The sequence below is a fragment of the Sphingobium sp. Cam5-1 genome, from assembly GCF_015693305.1.
Classification (GTDB): Bacteria; Pseudomonadota; Alphaproteobacteria; order Sphingomonadales; family Sphingomonadaceae; genus Sphingobium.
In genome coordinates, this window is record NZ_CP065138.1 from 1,955,302 (window position 1) to 1,970,630 (window position 15,329).

At 64.3% G+C, this 15,329-nt stretch carries 16 protein-coding genes, 1 tRNA gene and 1 pseudogene; 7 read left to right on the forward strand and 11 right to left on the reverse strand.

The features are described from left to right. The 3 genes from IZV00_RS09745 to IZV00_RS09755 all read right to left on the reverse strand — a co-directional run bounded on the left by IZV00_RS09745 (position 1) and on the right by IZV00_RS09755 (position 3,097). Complete coding sequence (locus IZV00_RS09745) at positions 1-795, reverse strand: 3-deoxy-manno-octulosonate cytidylyltransferase (protein ID WP_443020079.1); 795 nt, start codon at positions 793-795, stop codon at positions 1-3. A gap of 8 nt (positions 796-803) precedes the next feature. Further along, positions 804-1,811 (reverse strand): KpsF/GutQ family sugar-phosphate isomerase, encoded by a 1,008-nt coding sequence (locus IZV00_RS09750; protein WP_196226600.1) that lies wholly within the window; start codon positions 1,809-1,811, stop codon positions 804-806. A 287-nt stretch (positions 1,812-2,098) separates the two neighbouring features. After that, positions 2,099-3,097, reverse strand: coding sequence for an NAD-dependent epimerase/dehydratase family protein (locus IZV00_RS09755; protein WP_196224469.1), 999 nt, complete (start codon positions 3,095-3,097; stop codon positions 2,099-2,101). Between the two features lie 192 nt (positions 3,098-3,289). Between IZV00_RS09755 and IZV00_RS09760 the strand changes: the two genes are divergently transcribed. Next, positions 3,290-4,420 (forward strand): GNAT family N-acetyltransferase, encoded by a 1,131-nt coding sequence (locus IZV00_RS09760; RefSeq protein WP_196224470.1) that lies wholly within the window; start codon positions 3,290-3,292, stop codon positions 4,418-4,420. Next, positions 4,417-5,277: a cupin-like domain-containing protein gene (locus IZV00_RS09765; protein WP_196224471.1), complete on the forward strand. Its 861-nt coding sequence runs from the start codon at positions 4,417-4,419 to the stop codon at positions 5,275-5,277. The genes IZV00_RS09760 and IZV00_RS09765 overlap by 4 nt, the downstream gene beginning before the upstream one ends. Here the strand turns inward: IZV00_RS09765 and IZV00_RS09770 are convergent. The 3 genes from IZV00_RS09770 to IZV00_RS09780 all read right to left on the reverse strand — a co-directional run bounded on the left by IZV00_RS09770 (position 5,255) and on the right by IZV00_RS09780 (position 7,777). Beyond that, a complete protein-coding gene (locus IZV00_RS09770) occupies positions 5,255-6,322 on the reverse strand; it encodes a GNAT family N-acetyltransferase (protein WP_196224472.1) in 1,068 nt (355 codons plus the stop codon). The two genes, IZV00_RS09765 and IZV00_RS09770, sit on opposite strands and share 23 nt — an antisense overlap. Before the next feature lie 54 nt (positions 6,323-6,376). Further along, a complete protein-coding gene (locus IZV00_RS09775) occupies positions 6,377-6,742 on the reverse strand; it encodes a DUF962 domain-containing protein (RefSeq protein WP_196224473.1) in 366 nt (121 codons plus the stop codon). 63 nt (positions 6,743-6,805) lie between these two features. Next, positions 6,806-7,777, reverse strand: coding sequence for a serine hydrolase (locus IZV00_RS09780; RefSeq protein WP_196224474.1), 972 nt, complete (start codon positions 7,775-7,777; stop codon positions 6,806-6,808). Positions 7,778-7,861: 84 nt separating this feature from the next. Between IZV00_RS09780 and ung the strand changes: the two genes are divergently transcribed. Next, positions 7,862-8,554, forward strand: coding sequence for a uracil-DNA glycosylase (gene ung, locus IZV00_RS09785; protein ID WP_196224475.1), 693 nt, complete (start codon positions 7,862-7,864; stop codon positions 8,552-8,554). A 236-nt stretch (positions 8,555-8,790) separates the two neighbouring features. On the opposite strand, the gene IZV00_RS09790 is transcribed toward ung, so the two are convergent. Then, positions 8,791-9,462: a spermidine synthase gene (locus IZV00_RS09790; RefSeq protein ID WP_196224476.1), complete on the reverse strand. Its 672-nt coding sequence runs from the start codon at positions 9,460-9,462 to the stop codon at positions 8,791-8,793. Positions 9,463-9,602: 140 nt separating this feature from the next. Between IZV00_RS09790 and IZV00_RS09795 the strand changes: the two genes are divergently transcribed. Beyond that, the gene (locus tag IZV00_RS09795) at positions 9,603-10,049 is read left to right on the forward strand and encodes a hypothetical protein (protein WP_196224477.1); all 447 of its coding nucleotides are present in this window, start codon (positions 9,603-9,605) and stop codon (positions 10,047-10,049) included. 314 nt (positions 10,050-10,363) lie between these two features. Here the strand turns inward: IZV00_RS09795 and rpoZ are convergent, their stop codons facing one another. Further along, a complete protein-coding gene (gene rpoZ, locus IZV00_RS09800; protein WP_196224478.1) occupies positions 10,364-10,708 on the reverse strand; it encodes a DNA-directed RNA polymerase subunit omega in 345 nt (114 codons plus the stop codon). A 123-nt stretch (positions 10,709-10,831) separates the two neighbouring features. Between rpoZ and IZV00_RS09805 the strand changes: the two genes are divergently transcribed. Further along, positions 10,832-12,034: a phospholipase D-like domain-containing protein gene (locus IZV00_RS09805; protein WP_196224479.1), complete on the forward strand. Its 1,203-nt coding sequence runs from the start codon at positions 10,832-10,834 to the stop codon at positions 12,032-12,034. A gap of 12 nt (positions 12,035-12,046) precedes the next feature. Here IZV00_RS09805 and ald read toward each other — a convergent pair whose 3' ends face one another. Continuing rightward, positions 12,047-13,162 carry an alanine dehydrogenase gene (ald, locus tag IZV00_RS09810; RefSeq protein ID WP_196226601.1) on the reverse strand — a complete coding sequence of 372 codons (1,116 nt, stop codon included), beginning with the start codon at positions 13,160-13,162 and terminating at the stop codon, positions 12,047-12,049. Positions 13,163-13,388: 226 nt separating this feature from the next. Between ald and IZV00_RS09815 the strand changes: the two genes are divergently transcribed. Further along, a tRNA-Ser gene (locus IZV00_RS09815) sits at positions 13,389-13,479 on the forward strand. A gap of 186 nt (positions 13,480-13,665) precedes the next feature. Next, positions 13,666-14,940 (forward strand): tyrosine-type recombinase/integrase, encoded by a 1,275-nt coding sequence (locus IZV00_RS09820; RefSeq protein WP_196224480.1) that lies wholly within the window; start codon positions 13,666-13,668, stop codon positions 14,938-14,940. 25 nt (positions 14,941-14,965) lie between these two features. Here IZV00_RS09820 and IZV00_RS21425 read toward each other — a convergent pair. After that, positions 14,966-15,100, reverse strand: a pseudogene (locus IZV00_RS21425) (hypothetical protein); the annotation flags it as partial. After that, positions 15,097-15,327 (reverse strand): DUF2274 domain-containing protein, encoded by a 231-nt coding sequence (locus IZV00_RS09825; protein WP_037524522.1) that lies wholly within the window; start codon positions 15,325-15,327, stop codon positions 15,097-15,099. The gene IZV00_RS09825 and the pseudogene IZV00_RS21425, both read right to left, overlap by 4 nt. Positions 15,328-15,329: the final 2 nt, after the last annotated feature.

Below are 15,329 nucleotides of genomic sequence, written 5' to 3' on the forward strand. Positions count from 1 at the left end.
TCAGGCGGGCGTGGGGTCGCCATGGGTGGCGATGAGAGCCTCTACGCGCTGGATGTCGGCTTCGGTATCTATGCCGGAGCTGTCGAAGATGGGCGGGTCGACCGCGACGGTGGTGACGGGGATGCCGAGTTCGAGGAGGCGGAGCTGTTCGAGGCCCTCAAGCTGTTCGAGCGTGGTTGGGGGTGTAGCCTCGAAGCGGGTCAGGGCTTCGAGCGTGTAGCCGTAAAGGCCGACATGGCGCCAGACGGGCGAGAGTGGTTGGGTGGCGCGCAGGGCCTGTTCGTCGCGGATGGCGGGGATGATGGTTTTTGAGAACCAGAGGGCGCGGCCATCGGGGGCGCGGGCGCAGGTGGTGCCGCTGAAGGGCGAGCGGAGCTTATGGTCGCGCAGGGCGTCGAGCGCCTGCCAGTCGAGGGCGATGACGGGGGTCGCGACCTCAGCGCCTGCGTGCAGCGCGGCGATGACGGCGCGCAGGGCGCCTTGGGGCTGGAAGGGGGAGTCGCCTTGCAGGTTGACGACGAAGCGCGGGGGAGCCGGGCGCTGGAGCGCGGCGGCGAGCGCGCGGCCGGAGCCTGTCGCGATGGCGCTATCGGTCATGGCTGCGGCGCAGCCCGCACCATTGGCGTGATCGGCGATTTCGCGATCGTCGGTTGCCACCACCAGTTCCGCGTCGGCAATGCCCGAGATGGCGGCGCGCGCCATGGCGATGGTCCGGTGCAGCAGCGTGCGCCCGGCGATCAGGCGCAGGGGCTTGCGCGGCAAACGGGACGAACCCGCCCGCGCTGGAATGACGATAATGCTGTTCAGGCGACCCCGGCGTGCAGCAGGTCGTGCATGTGGACGGCACCCGCAAGCCGCCCGCCTTCGCAGACGAAGAGCAGCGTGATGTTATGCATGTGCATCAGGCGCAGTGCTTCAGAGGCGAGATCGTCAGGCCCCACGGACAGGGGCGGCACGGTCATGAACTGGCCGACGGTTTCGGTCAGTTGCCGCGTATCGGTGAGGGTTCGCCGCAAGTCGCCATCGGTGAAGGCGCCGATCAGTTCGCCAACGCTGTTGACGACCGCCGTGCCGCCAAGGCGCGCGCGCGTCATTTCGATGGTGGCGTCGAGCAGCGACGCATCTTCGGCCACGCGAGGCACATTGTCACCGGCGGCCATCAGGTCGCGAACCTTCAGCAACTGCGCGCCAAGGCGGCCATTGGGATGGAATTTGTGGAAGTCATCGGCCGAAAAGCCGCGCATTTCCATGAGCGCGATGGCAAGCGCGTCGCCAAAGGCCATCTGGACCGTGGTGGACGTGGTGGGCGCCAGTTCGTTGGGGCAGGCTTCCCGAACCGCGGGCAACAGCACACAGACGTCGGAGGCGCTGGCGACAGTGCTGTCCGCGCGCGCCGTGAGGCCGAGCAGCGGGATGCCGAACCGCTTGCAATATTGGATGATGGGGCCGAGTTCGTTGGATTCGCCCGAATGGGACAGCATCAGCACGATGTCGTCAGGCGTCACCATGCCAAGGTCGCCATGACCCGCATCGGCCGGGTGCATGAAGAGCGCGGGCGTGCCGGTCGAGGTCAGGGTCGCCGTCATCTTGCGCGCGACGATACCGCTTTTCCCCATGCCGGTGACGATCAGGCGCCCACGCGCGCTCATGATCATGCCAGCGACGCGCAGGAATATTGCGGCGAAGTCGCGGTCGGAGAATTTCGCCTCCAGCGCGTTCAGTCCCTGGGAAGCGACGGACAAGGTTCTACAGGCGGTTTCCACGATCCGGCTGCCGGAACCAAAAGGCACAATTTTCGATACTGTCGACACAAGTTCGCCCTTTTTTCCATGACGCACGGCAGGTCTTCCTGATCGATGCGGCATGGCCGCGGCCGCCATTCCGGCGCTCCGCCCTAAACCTCGTTATAAGCGACCCATTCGGCTCGAAGCCGTCCCGGCGAAGGGAATAGAACCGTTAACGGCATAATGGCAATTCAATTTGCCAACATGAGCGAAGATTTGCGCGCCTTTATTGCCACATACGCGGCAAATTATTGCTTCTTTGTCGAGGGGCGGAACTTTCCACCGAAGCGTGCGTAGTGTCGTGTTTTTGCCTGTTATCCTGCGTGATAGTCGCGATACCAGGAGACAAATCGAGGGACGCCGACCTCTATGCCGGTGGTTGGCGCGAAGCCGATATCCTGGGCGATCGCGCTGATGTCCGCGAAGGTGGCGGGCACGTCGCCCGGCTGCATGGGCTGGAAATCAATCTCCGCCTTGCGCCCGATCGCCTGCTCCAGCACCGATATAAGATGCATCAGCTCTTCGGGTCGATTGTTGCCGATATTGTAAAGCCGGTGCGGCGAACGGCTACCCCCCGCCTTTAGCGATCCATCATCCGCAGGCGCGTGATCAAGGCAGCCGATCACCCCGTTCACGATGTCGTCGACATAGGTGAAGTCGCGCTGCATCCGGCCATGGTTGAACACGGGGATCGGCTCCCCCGCCAGGATCTTCTTGGTGAAGATCCACATCGCCATGTCCGGGCGGCCCCAAGGGCCATAGACGGTGAAGAAGCGCAGGCCCGTCATCGGAATGCGGAAGAGATGGGCGTAAGTCTCGCTCATCAATTCATCGGCGCGCTTGGTCGCGGCGTAGAGCGAGACGGGATGATCGGCGCGATCCTCCACGCGGAAAGGCAGGCTGTCATTGCCGCCATAGACCGAGGAGGATGAAGCATAGACCAGGTGCCGCACCCGCCGTTCGCGCGCCAGTTCGAGCATGTTGACATGGCCCGCGAGATTGGAGCGGACATAGGCATGCGGATTGATGAGCGAATAACGCACGCCCGCCTGCGCGCCCAGATGCACGATCGCCTCCACCGTCTGCCCCGCGAGCGCGGCGTGCAGCGCGTCCATGTCGGCGAAATCCAGTTCGGCGAAGGTGAACAGCTTTCCATGCCGCTGTTGCAGCGCGGCGATCCGGTCCCGCTTCAACGAGACCTGATAATAGTCGTTCATATTGTCGATGCCGATCACCGCTCGCCCGGCGGCAAGCAGCTGGTCGGCGACGGCCATGCCGATGAAGCCAGCCGCCCCGGTGACGAGGATGGTCATGCGGCCACCAAGCTATGTGACAGGATCAGGTGGGTCGCCATGGGGAATCTCTTTCAGCCGTCGCGGGTTAGCCCCATCGTTAACAGACAATCCGACGCGCGATGTAAAGGGCTTTCCCCCAAAGAGGCGGCCTGCTGCCCCAAATGAGGCAGTTTAGTCTTTCCCTAATCATTGAAGTTTATGCGCTTTGCCATGGACATGGCATCGCATCCCCTGCCCAACGGCACCCGTGCCTATGGCCCCGCGCAGCGCGCTCGCTGGACCGCTTTGGCGGCGGAGGCGGCGGAGGCGAACGCCTTTTACGCGCCGGACATGCTGTGCGCGGCGCTGGATCATCTGGCCGGGACACCGGGCGTGCGAATGGTCGAGGCACATGCGGGAGGGAAGTTGATCGGGTTGTTGCCGGTGACGGTGGCGGCGCAGCACGGTCGCCTGCCGCTTTCCTGCGTTACCAACTGGATGCACGAGCATTGCTTCTTTGGCGCGCCGTTGATCCGGCGGGGTGATGAGGTGGCGGCTTGGCGGGGATTGCTGGCGCACTTGGATGAGGCGCATTGGGCGGCGGGATTTTTGTATTTGCGGGGGTTGGACGCGGCGGGGGCGAACGCCGCCGCGCTGGAGGCGCTGTGCGTCGAGCAGCGGCGGGGGCGGCGCGAGGTGCATCGTTATGATCGCGCCATGCTGCGATCCGATCTGGATGCGGATGCCTATTGGGAAACGCATGTGCGCGCGAAGAAGCGCAAGGAGATCAGGCGGCTGCAAAAGCGGCTGGCGGACCTTGGCACGGTGAGCCAGCGCCTGCTGGTGGATCGGGCGGAGCTGCCGCATTGGTGTGCCGATTTTCTTGCGCTGGAGGCGTCGGGGTGGAAGGGGCGCGAAGGGTCGGCGCTTGGCTGTTCTCCGCAGGACGCAGCCTTTTTCCGGGCTGCTTGCGCGGCGGCTTTCGATGCCGGGTTGCTGCATTTCCTGCGCATTGACCTGGACGGGCGGGCGATCGCGATGCTGGCGAATTTCCGCCATGGCGAGGGCGCCTTTTCCTTCAAGATCGCCTTTGACGAGGAAATGGGGCGTTTTTCGCCAGGCGTGCTGATCGAGCTTGCGAACCTGCATGCGGTGCAGGGTGATCCGGCGATCGGGTGGATGGACAGCTGTGCCGCGCCCGATCATCCGATGATCGACAGCCTGTGGGCCGAGCGGCGGACCATCGTGCAATATCGCGTGGCGTTGCATGGGAGCGGGATCGACCGGATCAGGCGGACGGCGGCTTTCGCGCTGGCCAATGGCGTCGAGGCGATCGCCAGCCATATGAAGGGACAAGGATGACTGCTCATTTGCCGATCAGCGCGCAGGTTTTCGATGAGGAGGCGCGGAGGATATTCGCGGGCGCCTATCCGGATGCGTCGGTGAAGTTGCATCATGGGCTTGTTGGGCATCCGCTGCTGGCGATCGAGGCATTGGCGGGACTTGCCGAGCGAATGCCTGCGGCTTCGGTCGAATATAATCTGGGCAAGCTGCCTTTGGGCGTGCGGCCGGAAGATACGCCGTCCAACGGGCTGACATTGGGGGAGACGATCCGGACGATCGAGACCAATGGCAGTTGGGCGGTGCTGAAGAATGTCGAGCGGGATGCGGCCTATCGCGCGCTGCTGGACGCGGCGCTGGCGGAATTGGAGCCGATCGTGGATGCGCGGACGGGGCCGATGCTGAACCGGGAGGCGTTTATTTTCCTGTCATCGCCGGGCAGCGTGACGCCGTTTCACATGGACCCGGAGCATAATATTTTGCTCCAGATCATGGGCGAAAAGGTGATGACGGTCTTTCCGGCGGGGGACGAGGAGTTGGTGCCTGCGGTGCAGAGCGAGGCTTTTCATGCGGGCGGACATCGTAACCTGAACTGGCGGGATGAATTTCGCGGGCGCGGGACGGCGGTGAAGCTGCTGCCCGGCGATGCAATCCATGTGCCGGTGAAGGCGCCGCATTTCGTGGAGAATGGCGCGTGCGTGTCGGTCAGCCTGTCGGTGACTTGGCGGTCGGAGCGGAGCGTCGCCGAGAGCGAGCTGCATGGGCTGAACGCGCTGCTGCGGCGGCGGAGATTGCCGGTGGGGCGGATCGGCGCGGCGCCGGAGCGGCAGGGCGTTCGGCGGCTCGCTTACCGGATCATGCGGAAGCTGGGCGCTTAAGCAGGCGGCGGAGCAGCGCTTCGGCTTCCAGCGCGGGCGAGAAGCGTTCCAGCACCCACCATTCGAGCGCCTCTTCGCGCGTGGCGAGGCTTTGCTTGTAGCGGTCCTTCCCCGCGAGGAGGGAGTAGAGGGTTAGGCCGCGCTCTGCATAATGCGCGACGGCGGCGGTGTGGCAGAGGAAGCCGGGCTTGTCCTTGGCCGTGCGGGGGGTGGCGAAGGCGGACTGGTAGTTCAGCGCCTGGCCCCTGTGGATGAAGTTGACCAGCAGGCCAACGGGGCCGCCTTCATCGGTGAAGCGGAGGAGTTCGACTTCGCCGCTGGGGATGCCTTTGCGCGTGAGGGTCTGGAGGAAGCGGCGGAAGGCTGGATCTTCCCAAGCATTGTCATCGTGGCGGCCTTCATTGAGGGCGCGCATTTCTTCGAGCCATGTGGCGGCTTCGTCTGCTGTGGCGGCGGTGACAGTGGGGAGGCCGTTATGGTCCTTGATGGCGCGGCGAATCTGGCTGCGGGTGTTGGCGCTGAGCAGGGAGAGATAGTCGCCATTGGCGGCGCGGATGGCTTCGAGGTCGGCTTGGTAGACGGGTGAGCGGTCAAGGCGGGTGGCGCGGTGGGTGCGCAGGCCGAGCAAAGGAGAGCCGGGCGTAATGCCGCTGAGGCGGAGGGCGCGCCAGTCGGTGCGGCGCTGGAGGGCCGTGTGGAAGGCTTGGGCGGATTCGGTTTCCAGGCCGCGTTTGGCGAGGAGGCCGTTATATTCGACATAAGGCCGGTCGGCGGCGGGATCGCCCGACTGGTTGAGCGAGAGGGTGGCGCAGCGGCCGAGCAGCCGTGGCTGCATCGCGTGGCCTGTGAGTGCGAGGGCGACGTCCCTGCCCTCTCCGTCCGTGACGCTCAGCAGGTCGGGGCGGACGGCGTAGCTTTCGAGCCAACTGCTGGTCCAGGTCCAGCCCAGGAAGAAGGAGGCGTCCGATGCTGCCTCAAGCGCTTGCCAGCGCGGGGCCAGCGCGGCGAGATCGGGCAAGGGGGAGAAGTGGGCGGTAAGGGCCATCGCCGCCTCTTGTGGCAGAGCCGCGGGGGCGGTCAAGTCACTGGAGGGGATGCCTTAGAGGTTGAGGCGCTTGGCGGGGTCGATCGATCCGTCGGGGCGGACGCCTGCGTGGGCGAGATCGCGGCGCATGCGCCCCGTGAGGAAGCGGAACCACATGCGGAAATCGGCGCGCAGGGACCAGAGGGGATGACGAAAGGTCGCGGGCTGGTTGCCTTCGATAAGAGCGTGCGCCACCCAAGCGAAGCCGTAACCGGCGACAGGCAAGGCCGGAAGCAGCCACCAGCGGCCAGTCAACGGCATCAGGCCGAGCAGCAGGACAACGGCGCTGGTTCCCGCATAGTGCATCGCCCTTGTCGCGGGGCGTGCATGTTCCTGAAGATAATAAGGCCAGAAATCACTGAACGCCGCGACATCGCGCATGCCATCCTCCCGCTGAGGAGGAACGGGCTAGAGCCAAGTTCAATCCATGTTAAGAGCGATGCGTCAGGCCGTGTGCGATTCAGGGGCGAAAAGGAAATAGTCGTAGGCCGCTCGCGCCACTTCGGCCATGATGCGGTCGCGCGCGGCGTGGCCGCGATGATCCTTCATGACGAAGACGGAAATGGCGATCGGGCGGCCATCCGGCAGGGTGATGATGCCGGTGTCATTGCCGAGGCCATTGAGCGTGCCTGTCTTGTGCGCGATCGGCGTGCCGGGCGGGAGCATGGCGACGAGGCGCGCCTTGCCCGTCTTGCACCGCGCCATGATGCCGAGCAGCATGGCCGTGCTGCCCTTCTTCAACGCCCTGCCGTGCTGGATGGTCGAGAGGAGGTCGTTCATCGCGCGCGGCGTGGAGGTGTCGCGAGGATCGGCGGCAAAGGCGATGTTGGGTAGGTCCCGCGCATCCCGCGCGCGCGATGACAGGGAGGTTTCGACCTCGTCCCCTGCCCCGCTCGCTCCCACCTTTGCGCGGGCGAGCAGTTGGGCGGTGTTGCTGTCCACCCGCTGGCCGCGAATGCCGAGCGACTGGAGCCAGCCATTGACCGCCTGCGGCCCGCCAGCGCGGGCGACGAGCGCGTCGGTCGCTTCATTGTCGCTGCGGGTGAGCATCAGGTCGAGCAAGGTCGTGACCGGCATCGGCGTGCCGAGGCGCGGCAGCTTTTCATCGAAACGCAGTGTGCCCGCGTCGGCGAGCGACAATATCTTGCCCGCCACCGCGACCTTGTACGTGCTGGCCATGGGGAAGAGCGTGTCGCCGTTCAGCTCCAGCGTCTCGCCACTGCGCAGGTCGCGCACCGCTATGCCGACGGTGCCGTCGCTGAGCGCGGCGAAGCGGGAGAATTCGCCGAGCAGGCGCGATTGGGCCGTTTGATGCACCACATTGGGCTGGGGACCGAAGGCATCCGCCGTGGGCAGCGGTGCGAGAAACAGGCCGAGGCCCGCCAAAAGGGCGGTCGTGAAGGAAAGGCGTGGCATGATTTTCCTTTCCCTCATTTGCGGGCGCGGAGCAAGGCCGCCGTGCAGTTGACAGGCCGTTGCCGGGCAGGTCATCAGGCGATCATGACCGCAACGATCAAACTCGACGAAAGCTGGCGCGCCCCGCTGCGCGAGGAATTCGACCGCCCCTATATGCAGGGACTCAAGACGTTTCTGGAAGAGGAGAAGCGGCAGGGAAAACGCATATTTCCCAAGGGGAGCGAATATTTCCGCGCGCTGGACCTGACGCCGCTCGGCCATGTGAAGGCGGTGATATTGGGGCAGGACCCCTATCATGGCGAGGGGCAGGCGCATGGGCTGTGCTTCAGCGTGCAGCCGGGGGTGCGGACGCCGCCGTCGCTCAAGAATATCTACAAGGAGCTGAAGAGCGACCTGGGCATAGACGCGCCGCGTCATGGGTTTCTGGAGCATTGGGCGCGGCAGGGCGTGCTGTTGTTGAACAGTGTGCTGTCGGTCGAGATGGGGCGCGCTGCGTCACACCAGAAGCGCGGCTGGGAAGAATTTACCGATGCGATCATTCGGCTGGTCAACGGCCAGGAGGAGCCGGTCGTGTTCCTGCTGTGGGGTGCTTATGCACAGCGGAAGGCGGCGTTTGTGGATCAGGCGCGGCATCTGGTGTTGAAGGCGGCGCATCCCTCTCCGCTGTCGGCGCATAACGGGTTTTTGGGGTGTCGGCATTTCTCGCAGGCTAATGCCTTTTTGGAGGTGAAGGGACGTGGGGCGATTGATTGGGCTTTGCCCGAATGTGGGGTTTGATCGGCATTGATCGCTGATCGTGATGCCAGCGGAGGCTGGTATCTTGGGAGGTCGCGTTCGGTCTGGTGGCCTGAGATCCCAGCGTTCGCTGGGATGACGGAGTTTTCGGGAAGAGGTCGTCGTGCCCCTCTCCCGTTCGCGGGAGAGGGAGGGACCCGCCGCGCAAGCGGTGGGAGGGTGAGGGGTCGCGTTCCCACCTTCATCCAACTTCTCCCGCTGGCGGGAGAAGGGTTAAGTCAGCGTTTTTGGGCGAACCAGATGACGTGGCGGGGGCCTTTGCCATTGTCGCGGGCTTTGACCGCTACCTCATCGACCAGAAAGCCCGCGTCACGGAGGCGGCGGGTGAAGGCGGCGTCGGGGGCGGCGGACCAGATGGCGAGGATGCCGCCGGGCTTCAGCGCGGCCTTGGCGGTGGAGAGGCCAGCAGAGGAATAGAGCCGGTCGTTGGCGGGCGCGGTGAGACCGTCGGGGCCGTTGTCTACGTCGAGGAGGATCGCGTCATAGCGTTGCTGGCCTGCGGCGATCTCTACCGCGACATCGCTTTCGATCAGGGTGACTCGCGGGTCGTCCAGGCAACCTGCCGCCAGTTCCACCATCGGACCCCGTGCCCATTCGATGATCTTGGGCACCAGTTCGACCACCGTGGCGCGGCCGTCCTGCCCCATGCCCGCAAGCGCCGCGCGCAGTGTGAAGCCCATGCCGTAACCGCCGATCAGGAGATGCGGCGCCTTTCGGCCCTTCAGACGCTCAAGCGACATGACGGCTAGCGCCTTTTCCGAACCGCTCATGCGGCTGCTCATCAGCTCGTTGCGGTCGAGAACGATCATGTGATCGCCGCCCCGGCTATAGAGTTTCAGTTCCTGTCCGCCCGGCACGGCGGCGGTGTCGATGAGTATGCGAGGGGTCACTGGCAGGTCCTTGTGTCGATGGCCCCGCATGGCAGCTTGCTTGATCCTAGGCAAATCATCAAAGGCTGGCGCAAGAGGCGCCCTGCCCCTATCTCGCGGACAGCCCCCTTTCCCCTTCCCCAGCAGGCAGTCCTTTTTTCATGCGCTATTTCCTCGACACCGAATTCAACGGATTTGCAGGCGCGCTGATCAGCGTCGCGCTGGTGCCGGAATTTGGCGACGATGAATTTTACGTGTCGCTGCCGCTGGCGGAGGAGCCGCATGGCTGGGTGCAGCGCAACGTCATCCCCTATCTGCGCCATGTGCCGCCGGGGATCGACATGGAATTGAGCCGGGTCGAGGCTGCGCATCATCTGGCGGATTATCTGGCGGGCGATCCGGAGCCGGTGATCGTCGCCGACTGGCCGGAGGATCTGGCGCATTTCTGCGCGCTGCTGGTGACCGGGCCGGGGCAGATGGTGGATATGAACGGGTTGCAGTTGCAGCTGGTGAATGCGGCGGGATTTAGTGCGGCGGCCAATAGCAGGATACCGCATAATGCGCTGCATGATGCGCGGGCTTTGCGGGATTTTTGTTTGGGGGGGTGAGGGGTGAGATGTTCCCTCTCCCCTTTAGGGGAGAGGGTTAGGGAGAGGGGAGCGAGGTTGACTTTACAGTCCCCTCTCCCGCCTTCGCTTCACTCGGCACCCTCTCCCCTGAAGGGGAGAGGGAAGTATGGACGTAGCTAAATAACCCCGTCATCCCAGCGGAAGCTGGGATCTCGTGAGGCTGGGTCGTGCACTATCGCCTGAGATGCCAGCTTTCGTTGGCATGACGAAGTTTGCCCCCCCCCAAAACGGATCGAGGCCCGGTCCTGCTTGCGCAGGCCGAGCCTCATTCCCTCTCCGAACCGGTGGACGGATCAGCCGTCGTAGTCGCCGCCGACATTCTGGTTGCGCGGCGGGGCTGCAGCGGTGAGGCGCAGGGCCTCTGCCGACTGGGCGATCGATCCGATTTCGTCCGGCGTGTCGTCGTCGTCGATCTGCACCTTTTGCAGCGACCCAACGAGCGAATCATGCAATTCGGCCGGGAGAACGGTTTCTTCAGCGATCTCGCGCAGGGCGACGACCGGGTTTTTATCGCGGTCGCGGTCCAACGTCAGTTCAGCGCCACCGGAAATCTCACGGGCGCGCTGCGCCGCAAGCAGGACGAGGTCAAAACGGTTGGTAACCTTGTCGACGCAATCTTCGACGGTAACGCGGGCCAAACGGGCGCTCCTGGCAAAATGATGGAAATCGTGAGGGGAGCGCCTATCAGCGGGCGGGCGCGGAGTCAATGAAAAGCCCATAAAGCCGTGGCGCATAGCGGCAATTAGGCGCATGAACGGGATATGGCGACCAACCGGCAGTCCCCAGCGAAGAGCGACGAGGCCGGGATCGGCCTGTCCATCCGGGGGCACCGGCTGGACGTGATCGAACATGGCCCCGCCCTGCGAGAGACGCTGATCGGCCTGATCGATGGGGCGCGGGACAGCCTGAAGCTTTATTATTACATCTTCGCCGCCGATGAGAGCGGGCGGATGGTGCTGGACCGGCTGATCGCGGCCCGAGGGCGCGGCGTTGCCGTGACGTTGATGATCGATGCGTTCGGATCGGCCGACACGCCCGTCGCCTTCTTCGACCCGCTGATCAAGGCGGGGGGACGGTTTGGCCGATTCGGCGCGCGGCGGTCGACCCGCTATCTGATCCGCAACCATCAGAAGATGACCATTGCGGATGATCGGCGGCTGCTGCTGGGTGGGTTCAATGTGGAGGATGGCTATTTCGGATTGCCCGATGAGGATGCCTGGGTGGACCTGGGCCTTCTGATCGACGGGCCGCAGGTCGCGGCGATGACCAACTGGTATGGGCAGCTGTGGCGGTGGGTATCGACCAAAAAACAGCGTTTCCGCACGTTGCGGCGGATGGTGCGGCATTGGCATCCGTCGCTGCACCATGACCCGGATGATCCGATGCGATGGCTGATCGGCGGGCCGACCCGGCGCTTAAGCCCCTGGGCGCAGGTGGTGAAGCATGACCTGGAACATGCCCGGCGGGTGGACATGGTGGCCGCTTATTTTTCGCCAGGACGCGGCATGTTGAAGCGCATTGCGCGCGCGGCGCGGCGGGAGGGTGCGCGGCTGATCCTGCCGTCCCGGTCGGACAACGGCGCGACGGTGGCGGCGGCGCGGCTGCTGTATGGACCACTGCTGCGGCGCGGGGTGGAGATATGGGAATATCAGAAGCGCAAGCTGCACATGAAGCTGATCGTCATCGATGACGCGGTCTTCATCGGATCGGCCAATTTCGACATGCGCAGCCTGTTCCTGAATCTGGAGATCATGCTGCGGATCGAGGATAAGGCGCTGGCGGACGAAGCGAGGGACTTCATCAGCCGTCGCGCAGAGGAAAGCCGACAGATCACGCTAGAACGATACAAGGCGCAGCGCGGGGTGCTGACTTTGGTGAAGCAGTGGATCAGCTATTTTCTGGTGGGGGTGGTGGATTACACCGTCACCCGGCGGTTGAACTTTCGCAATCCGGACGCGGATTAAAGGGGGCGGCCATCAGGCCAGCGCTTCCTCCGCCGGGGTAAAGGGCAGGCCCAGCGCCTGAGCCACCGCCTGATAGGTCACCTTGCCGTCCCAGACGTTGAGCCCCGCGAGCAGATGCGGATCGGTTTGCAGCGCCTTCTTCCACCCCAGATCGGCGATGCGCAGCGCGTGCGGCAGGGTGACGTTGTTGAGCGCGTAGGTGCTGGTGCGCGCGACCGCGCCGGGCATGTTGGCGACGCAATAATGGACAATGCCATCGACGATATAGGTGGGATCAGCATGGGTGGTTGGATGGCTGGTTTCGAAACAGCCGCCCTGATCGATCGCGACGTCGACCAGCACGGAGCCCTTTTTCATGGTCTTGAGCATGTCGGCGCTGACCAGCTTGGGCGCGGCGGCTCCGGGGATCAGCACGGCGCCGATGACGAGGTCTGCCTCCGCCACGCATTCGGCCAAATTGGCGCGGTTGGAAAAACGGGTCTTGGCCCGTGCCTCGAAATAGATGCCCAGCCGTTCGAGCACTTCGGGGCTGCGGTCGAGGATGGTGACGTCCGCGCCCAGGCCCGCCGCCATCTGCGCCGCGTTGAAGCCGACGACGCCACCGCCGATGACGCAGACCTTGGCCGGAAGGACGCCGGGCACGCCGCCCAGCAGCACGCCCCGCCCGCCATTCGCCTTTTCCAGCGCTGTCGCGCCCGCTTGAATCGACATGCGCCCGGCAACCTGGCTCATCGGCTTTAGCAGCGGGAGGCCGCCGCCAGCATCGGTGACCGTTTCATAGGCGATGCAGACAGCGCCCGACGCCATGAGATCACGGGTCTGGTCCGGGTCGGGCGCCAAATGGAGGTAGGTGTAGAGGATCTGGCCCGGGCGCAGCACGGCGCGTTCCTCGGGCTGCGGTTCCTTCACCTTCACGATCATTTCGGCCGCTTCGAACACGTCGCTTGCGTTCGGGACGATCTCGCCCCCGGCACGGGCGTACAGCGCGTCATGCGCGCCAATCCCCTCCCCCGCACCGCTTTCCACCAGCACCCGATGGCCATGGGCCGCCAGTTCATGCACGCTTTCAGGCGTCAGGCCGACGCGATATTCGTGATTCTTGATCTCCCTGACCGTGCCTACAATCATGTTCAGCCTTTCCGTTCCGGATAGATGCCGCATCTGGACAGGGTATCGCCGCAAATGGGACGTTTGTTCCTGAATGTAGGTTGCGGCCGGACATTTGCCTATCCGTCACGGTCTACGTAGCGCGACGGCGGATGAAGTAGCGCCGCGAAATTGAAAGCAGGAAAGTCACGGCATCCCCTTGCCACCCGCCGCGCCGCACGATAGGGAGCCGCCTTCCAGTGCATGCGGAGCGGTGGCCGAGTGGTCGAAGGCGCTCGCCTGGAAAGTGAGTATACGTCAAAAGCGTATCGAGGGTTCGAATCCCTCCCGCTCCGCCATTTCACCCTTCGCGGGCGTTCGCCACAGCCCGGAAAATTCAATTAAAGATCTGAAAATACGCTAGATTTGACCGCTGGCGTTCGTGGCCGTTCGCCGCAGTCCGGAAACTGATGTGGGGCTGAGTGTGGGGCTGTGAGGGGTTGGTGGGGTTCAAAACAGGGGGCTTAGATGGTATCCTCCAGCCCATGGGAAAGCTGACCGCAGCCATGATCAAGGACCTCACCGAGCCCGGGCGTTACTCCGATGGCGAGGGATTGCTCCTGCAGATTTCCCCTTCGGGCGGGAAAAGCTGGCTCATGCGGGTCCAGGTCAATGGCCGCCGCCGGGACATCGGGCTGGGTGAACTCCGGCATGTGAGCCTTCGCGATGCGAGGCTTGAGGCGGCTGCGATCAAGAAACTCGCAAAGTCCGGCATCGACCCGCTCGAAGAGCGGCGGAAAGTCGAGATCGTCATCCCCACCTTCGAGCAGGCGGCGAAGCGCGCACACGCGGAAATGGTCAAGGGCTGGAAGAACGGGAAGCACACCAAGCAGTGGATCAAAACGCTTGAACTCTATGCTTACCCCAAGCTCGGCAAGCTGAGGGTCGACCAGATCGAAGGGCCCATCATCCGCGACGTGCTTGCGGAAATCTGGCTGAATATTCCCGAGACCGCCCGGCGGGTCCGGCAGCGTATCGGTACTGTGCTCGACTGGTCCTATGCCAATGGCTTCCGGACCTGCGAAGCGCCGATGCGTTCCATTTCCAAGGGCCTTCCGCGCCAGCCCAGGAAGACCGGACATTTCGCCGCACTGCCCCACGCCGAGGTGCCGGCGTTCATGAAGCGCCTGCGCGCACGCGGCCTCAGCAGCAGCAGGTTGGCGCTCGAGGCCCTGATATTGACGGCGGTCCGATCCGGCGAGGTACGCGGAGCCAGATGGTCCGAACTCGATGACGATCTGACCCTCTGGACCATTCCTGCCGAACGCATGAAAGGTGGTGTCGAACATACGGTGCCCCTGTCGGCGCAGGCCGCGGGCGTTTTCCGTCAGGCACAGGCGCTACGGATCAAAGGGTGTGACCTGATCTTTCCGGGCGCCACGTCGGGTTCGGCGCTTTCGGACATGGCGCTGCTGGAACTTGTGCGCGGGATGGACCTGCCGGCGACCGTGCATGGCTTCCGATCGAGTTTCCGTGATTGGGCCGCCGAAGAAACGGATGTGCCGCGCGAGATCGCCGAAGCGGCGCTGGCGCATACACTCGAAAACAAGGTCGAGGCGGCCTATCGGCGCACGGACTTCCTGGCCAAGCGGCGCGATCTGATGAAGGCCTGGGCCGACTTTTGCCTTCCGCCCGTCAAGACCCGATCCCGGCAGCAAGCCGAGCGAAAGAATGCCGTGGTCGGCCGCGCTTCCGAGGTTGCGGCGCCTCCGCGCCGGCCGCGACGGACTGGCGCTCGACAAATCGTTCAAGGCTCCTGACCACGATCAGCGTGGCCCGCCCGACCTTTATGACGTCGATCTCGTGTGCCGTGATCAGTTCGTAGAGTTTGGTCTTTCCGATGCCCAGCATGCGCGCCGCGTCCGGCACGCGGATGGTCAGTGCGTCTTTGCAACCGAGACGGGGACCGGTCTCTATCATCCGCCGCGTGCTCCGAGACGCTCGCGCGCCTTTACAAAGGCGCGGTCGCTATCAAGAAATGCGGACAGTATAGCCGGGACCAGTTCGCTGACCGGCTCCTCGCGACCATAGGCTTCGGCATAGATCAGGGCGTAGTCCTGGAGCGCCTGATGCAGGTCAGGCATCACCGTGATGGTGAGCTTCACCGGGGTTCGGTCGGGAATGCGAGCAAGCTTGAGGTCGACCATGG

Coding starts and splice junctions, on each gene's coding strand:
- IZV00_RS09755 (WP_196224469.1), bottom strand. CDS start 3,097: ATGACCATCCTCGTCACCGGGGCGGCTGGCTTCATCGGCATGGCCGTC.
- IZV00_RS09760 (WP_196224470.1), top strand. CDS start 3,290: ATGGACATGGCATCGCATCCCCTGCCCAACGGCACCCGTGCCTATGGC.
- IZV00_RS09765 (WP_196224471.1), top strand. CDS start 4,417: ATGACTGCTCATTTGCCGATCAGCGCGCAGGTTTTCGATGAGGAGGCG.
- IZV00_RS09770 (WP_196224472.1), bottom strand. CDS start 6,322: ATGGCCCTTACCGCCCACTTCTCCCCCTTGCCCGATCTCGCCGCGCTG.
- IZV00_RS09775 (WP_196224473.1), bottom strand. CDS start 6,742: ATGCGCGATGTCGCGGCGTTCAGTGATTTCTGGCCTTATTATCTTCAG.
- IZV00_RS09780 (WP_196224474.1), bottom strand. CDS start 7,777: ATGCCACGCCTTTCCTTCACGACCGCCCTTTTGGCGGGCCTCGGCCTG.
- ung (WP_196224475.1), top strand. CDS start 7,862: ATGACCGCAACGATCAAACTCGACGAAAGCTGGCGCGCCCCGCTGCGC.
- IZV00_RS09795 (WP_196224477.1), top strand. CDS start 9,603: ATGCGCTATTTCCTCGACACCGAATTCAACGGATTTGCAGGCGCGCTG.
- IZV00_RS09805 (WP_196224479.1), top strand. CDS start 10,832: ATGGCGACCAACCGGCAGTCCCCAGCGAAGAGCGACGAGGCCGGGATC.
- ald (WP_196226601.1), bottom strand. CDS start 13,162: ATGATTGTAGGCACGGTCAGGGAGATCAAGAATCACGAATATCGCGTC.
- IZV00_RS09820 (WP_196224480.1), top strand. CDS start 13,666: ATGGGAAAGCTGACCGCAGCCATGATCAAGGACCTCACCGAGCCCGGG.
- IZV00_RS09825 (WP_037524522.1), bottom strand. CDS start 15,327: ATGGTCGACCTCAAGCTTGCTCGCATTCCCGACCGAACCCCGGTGAAG.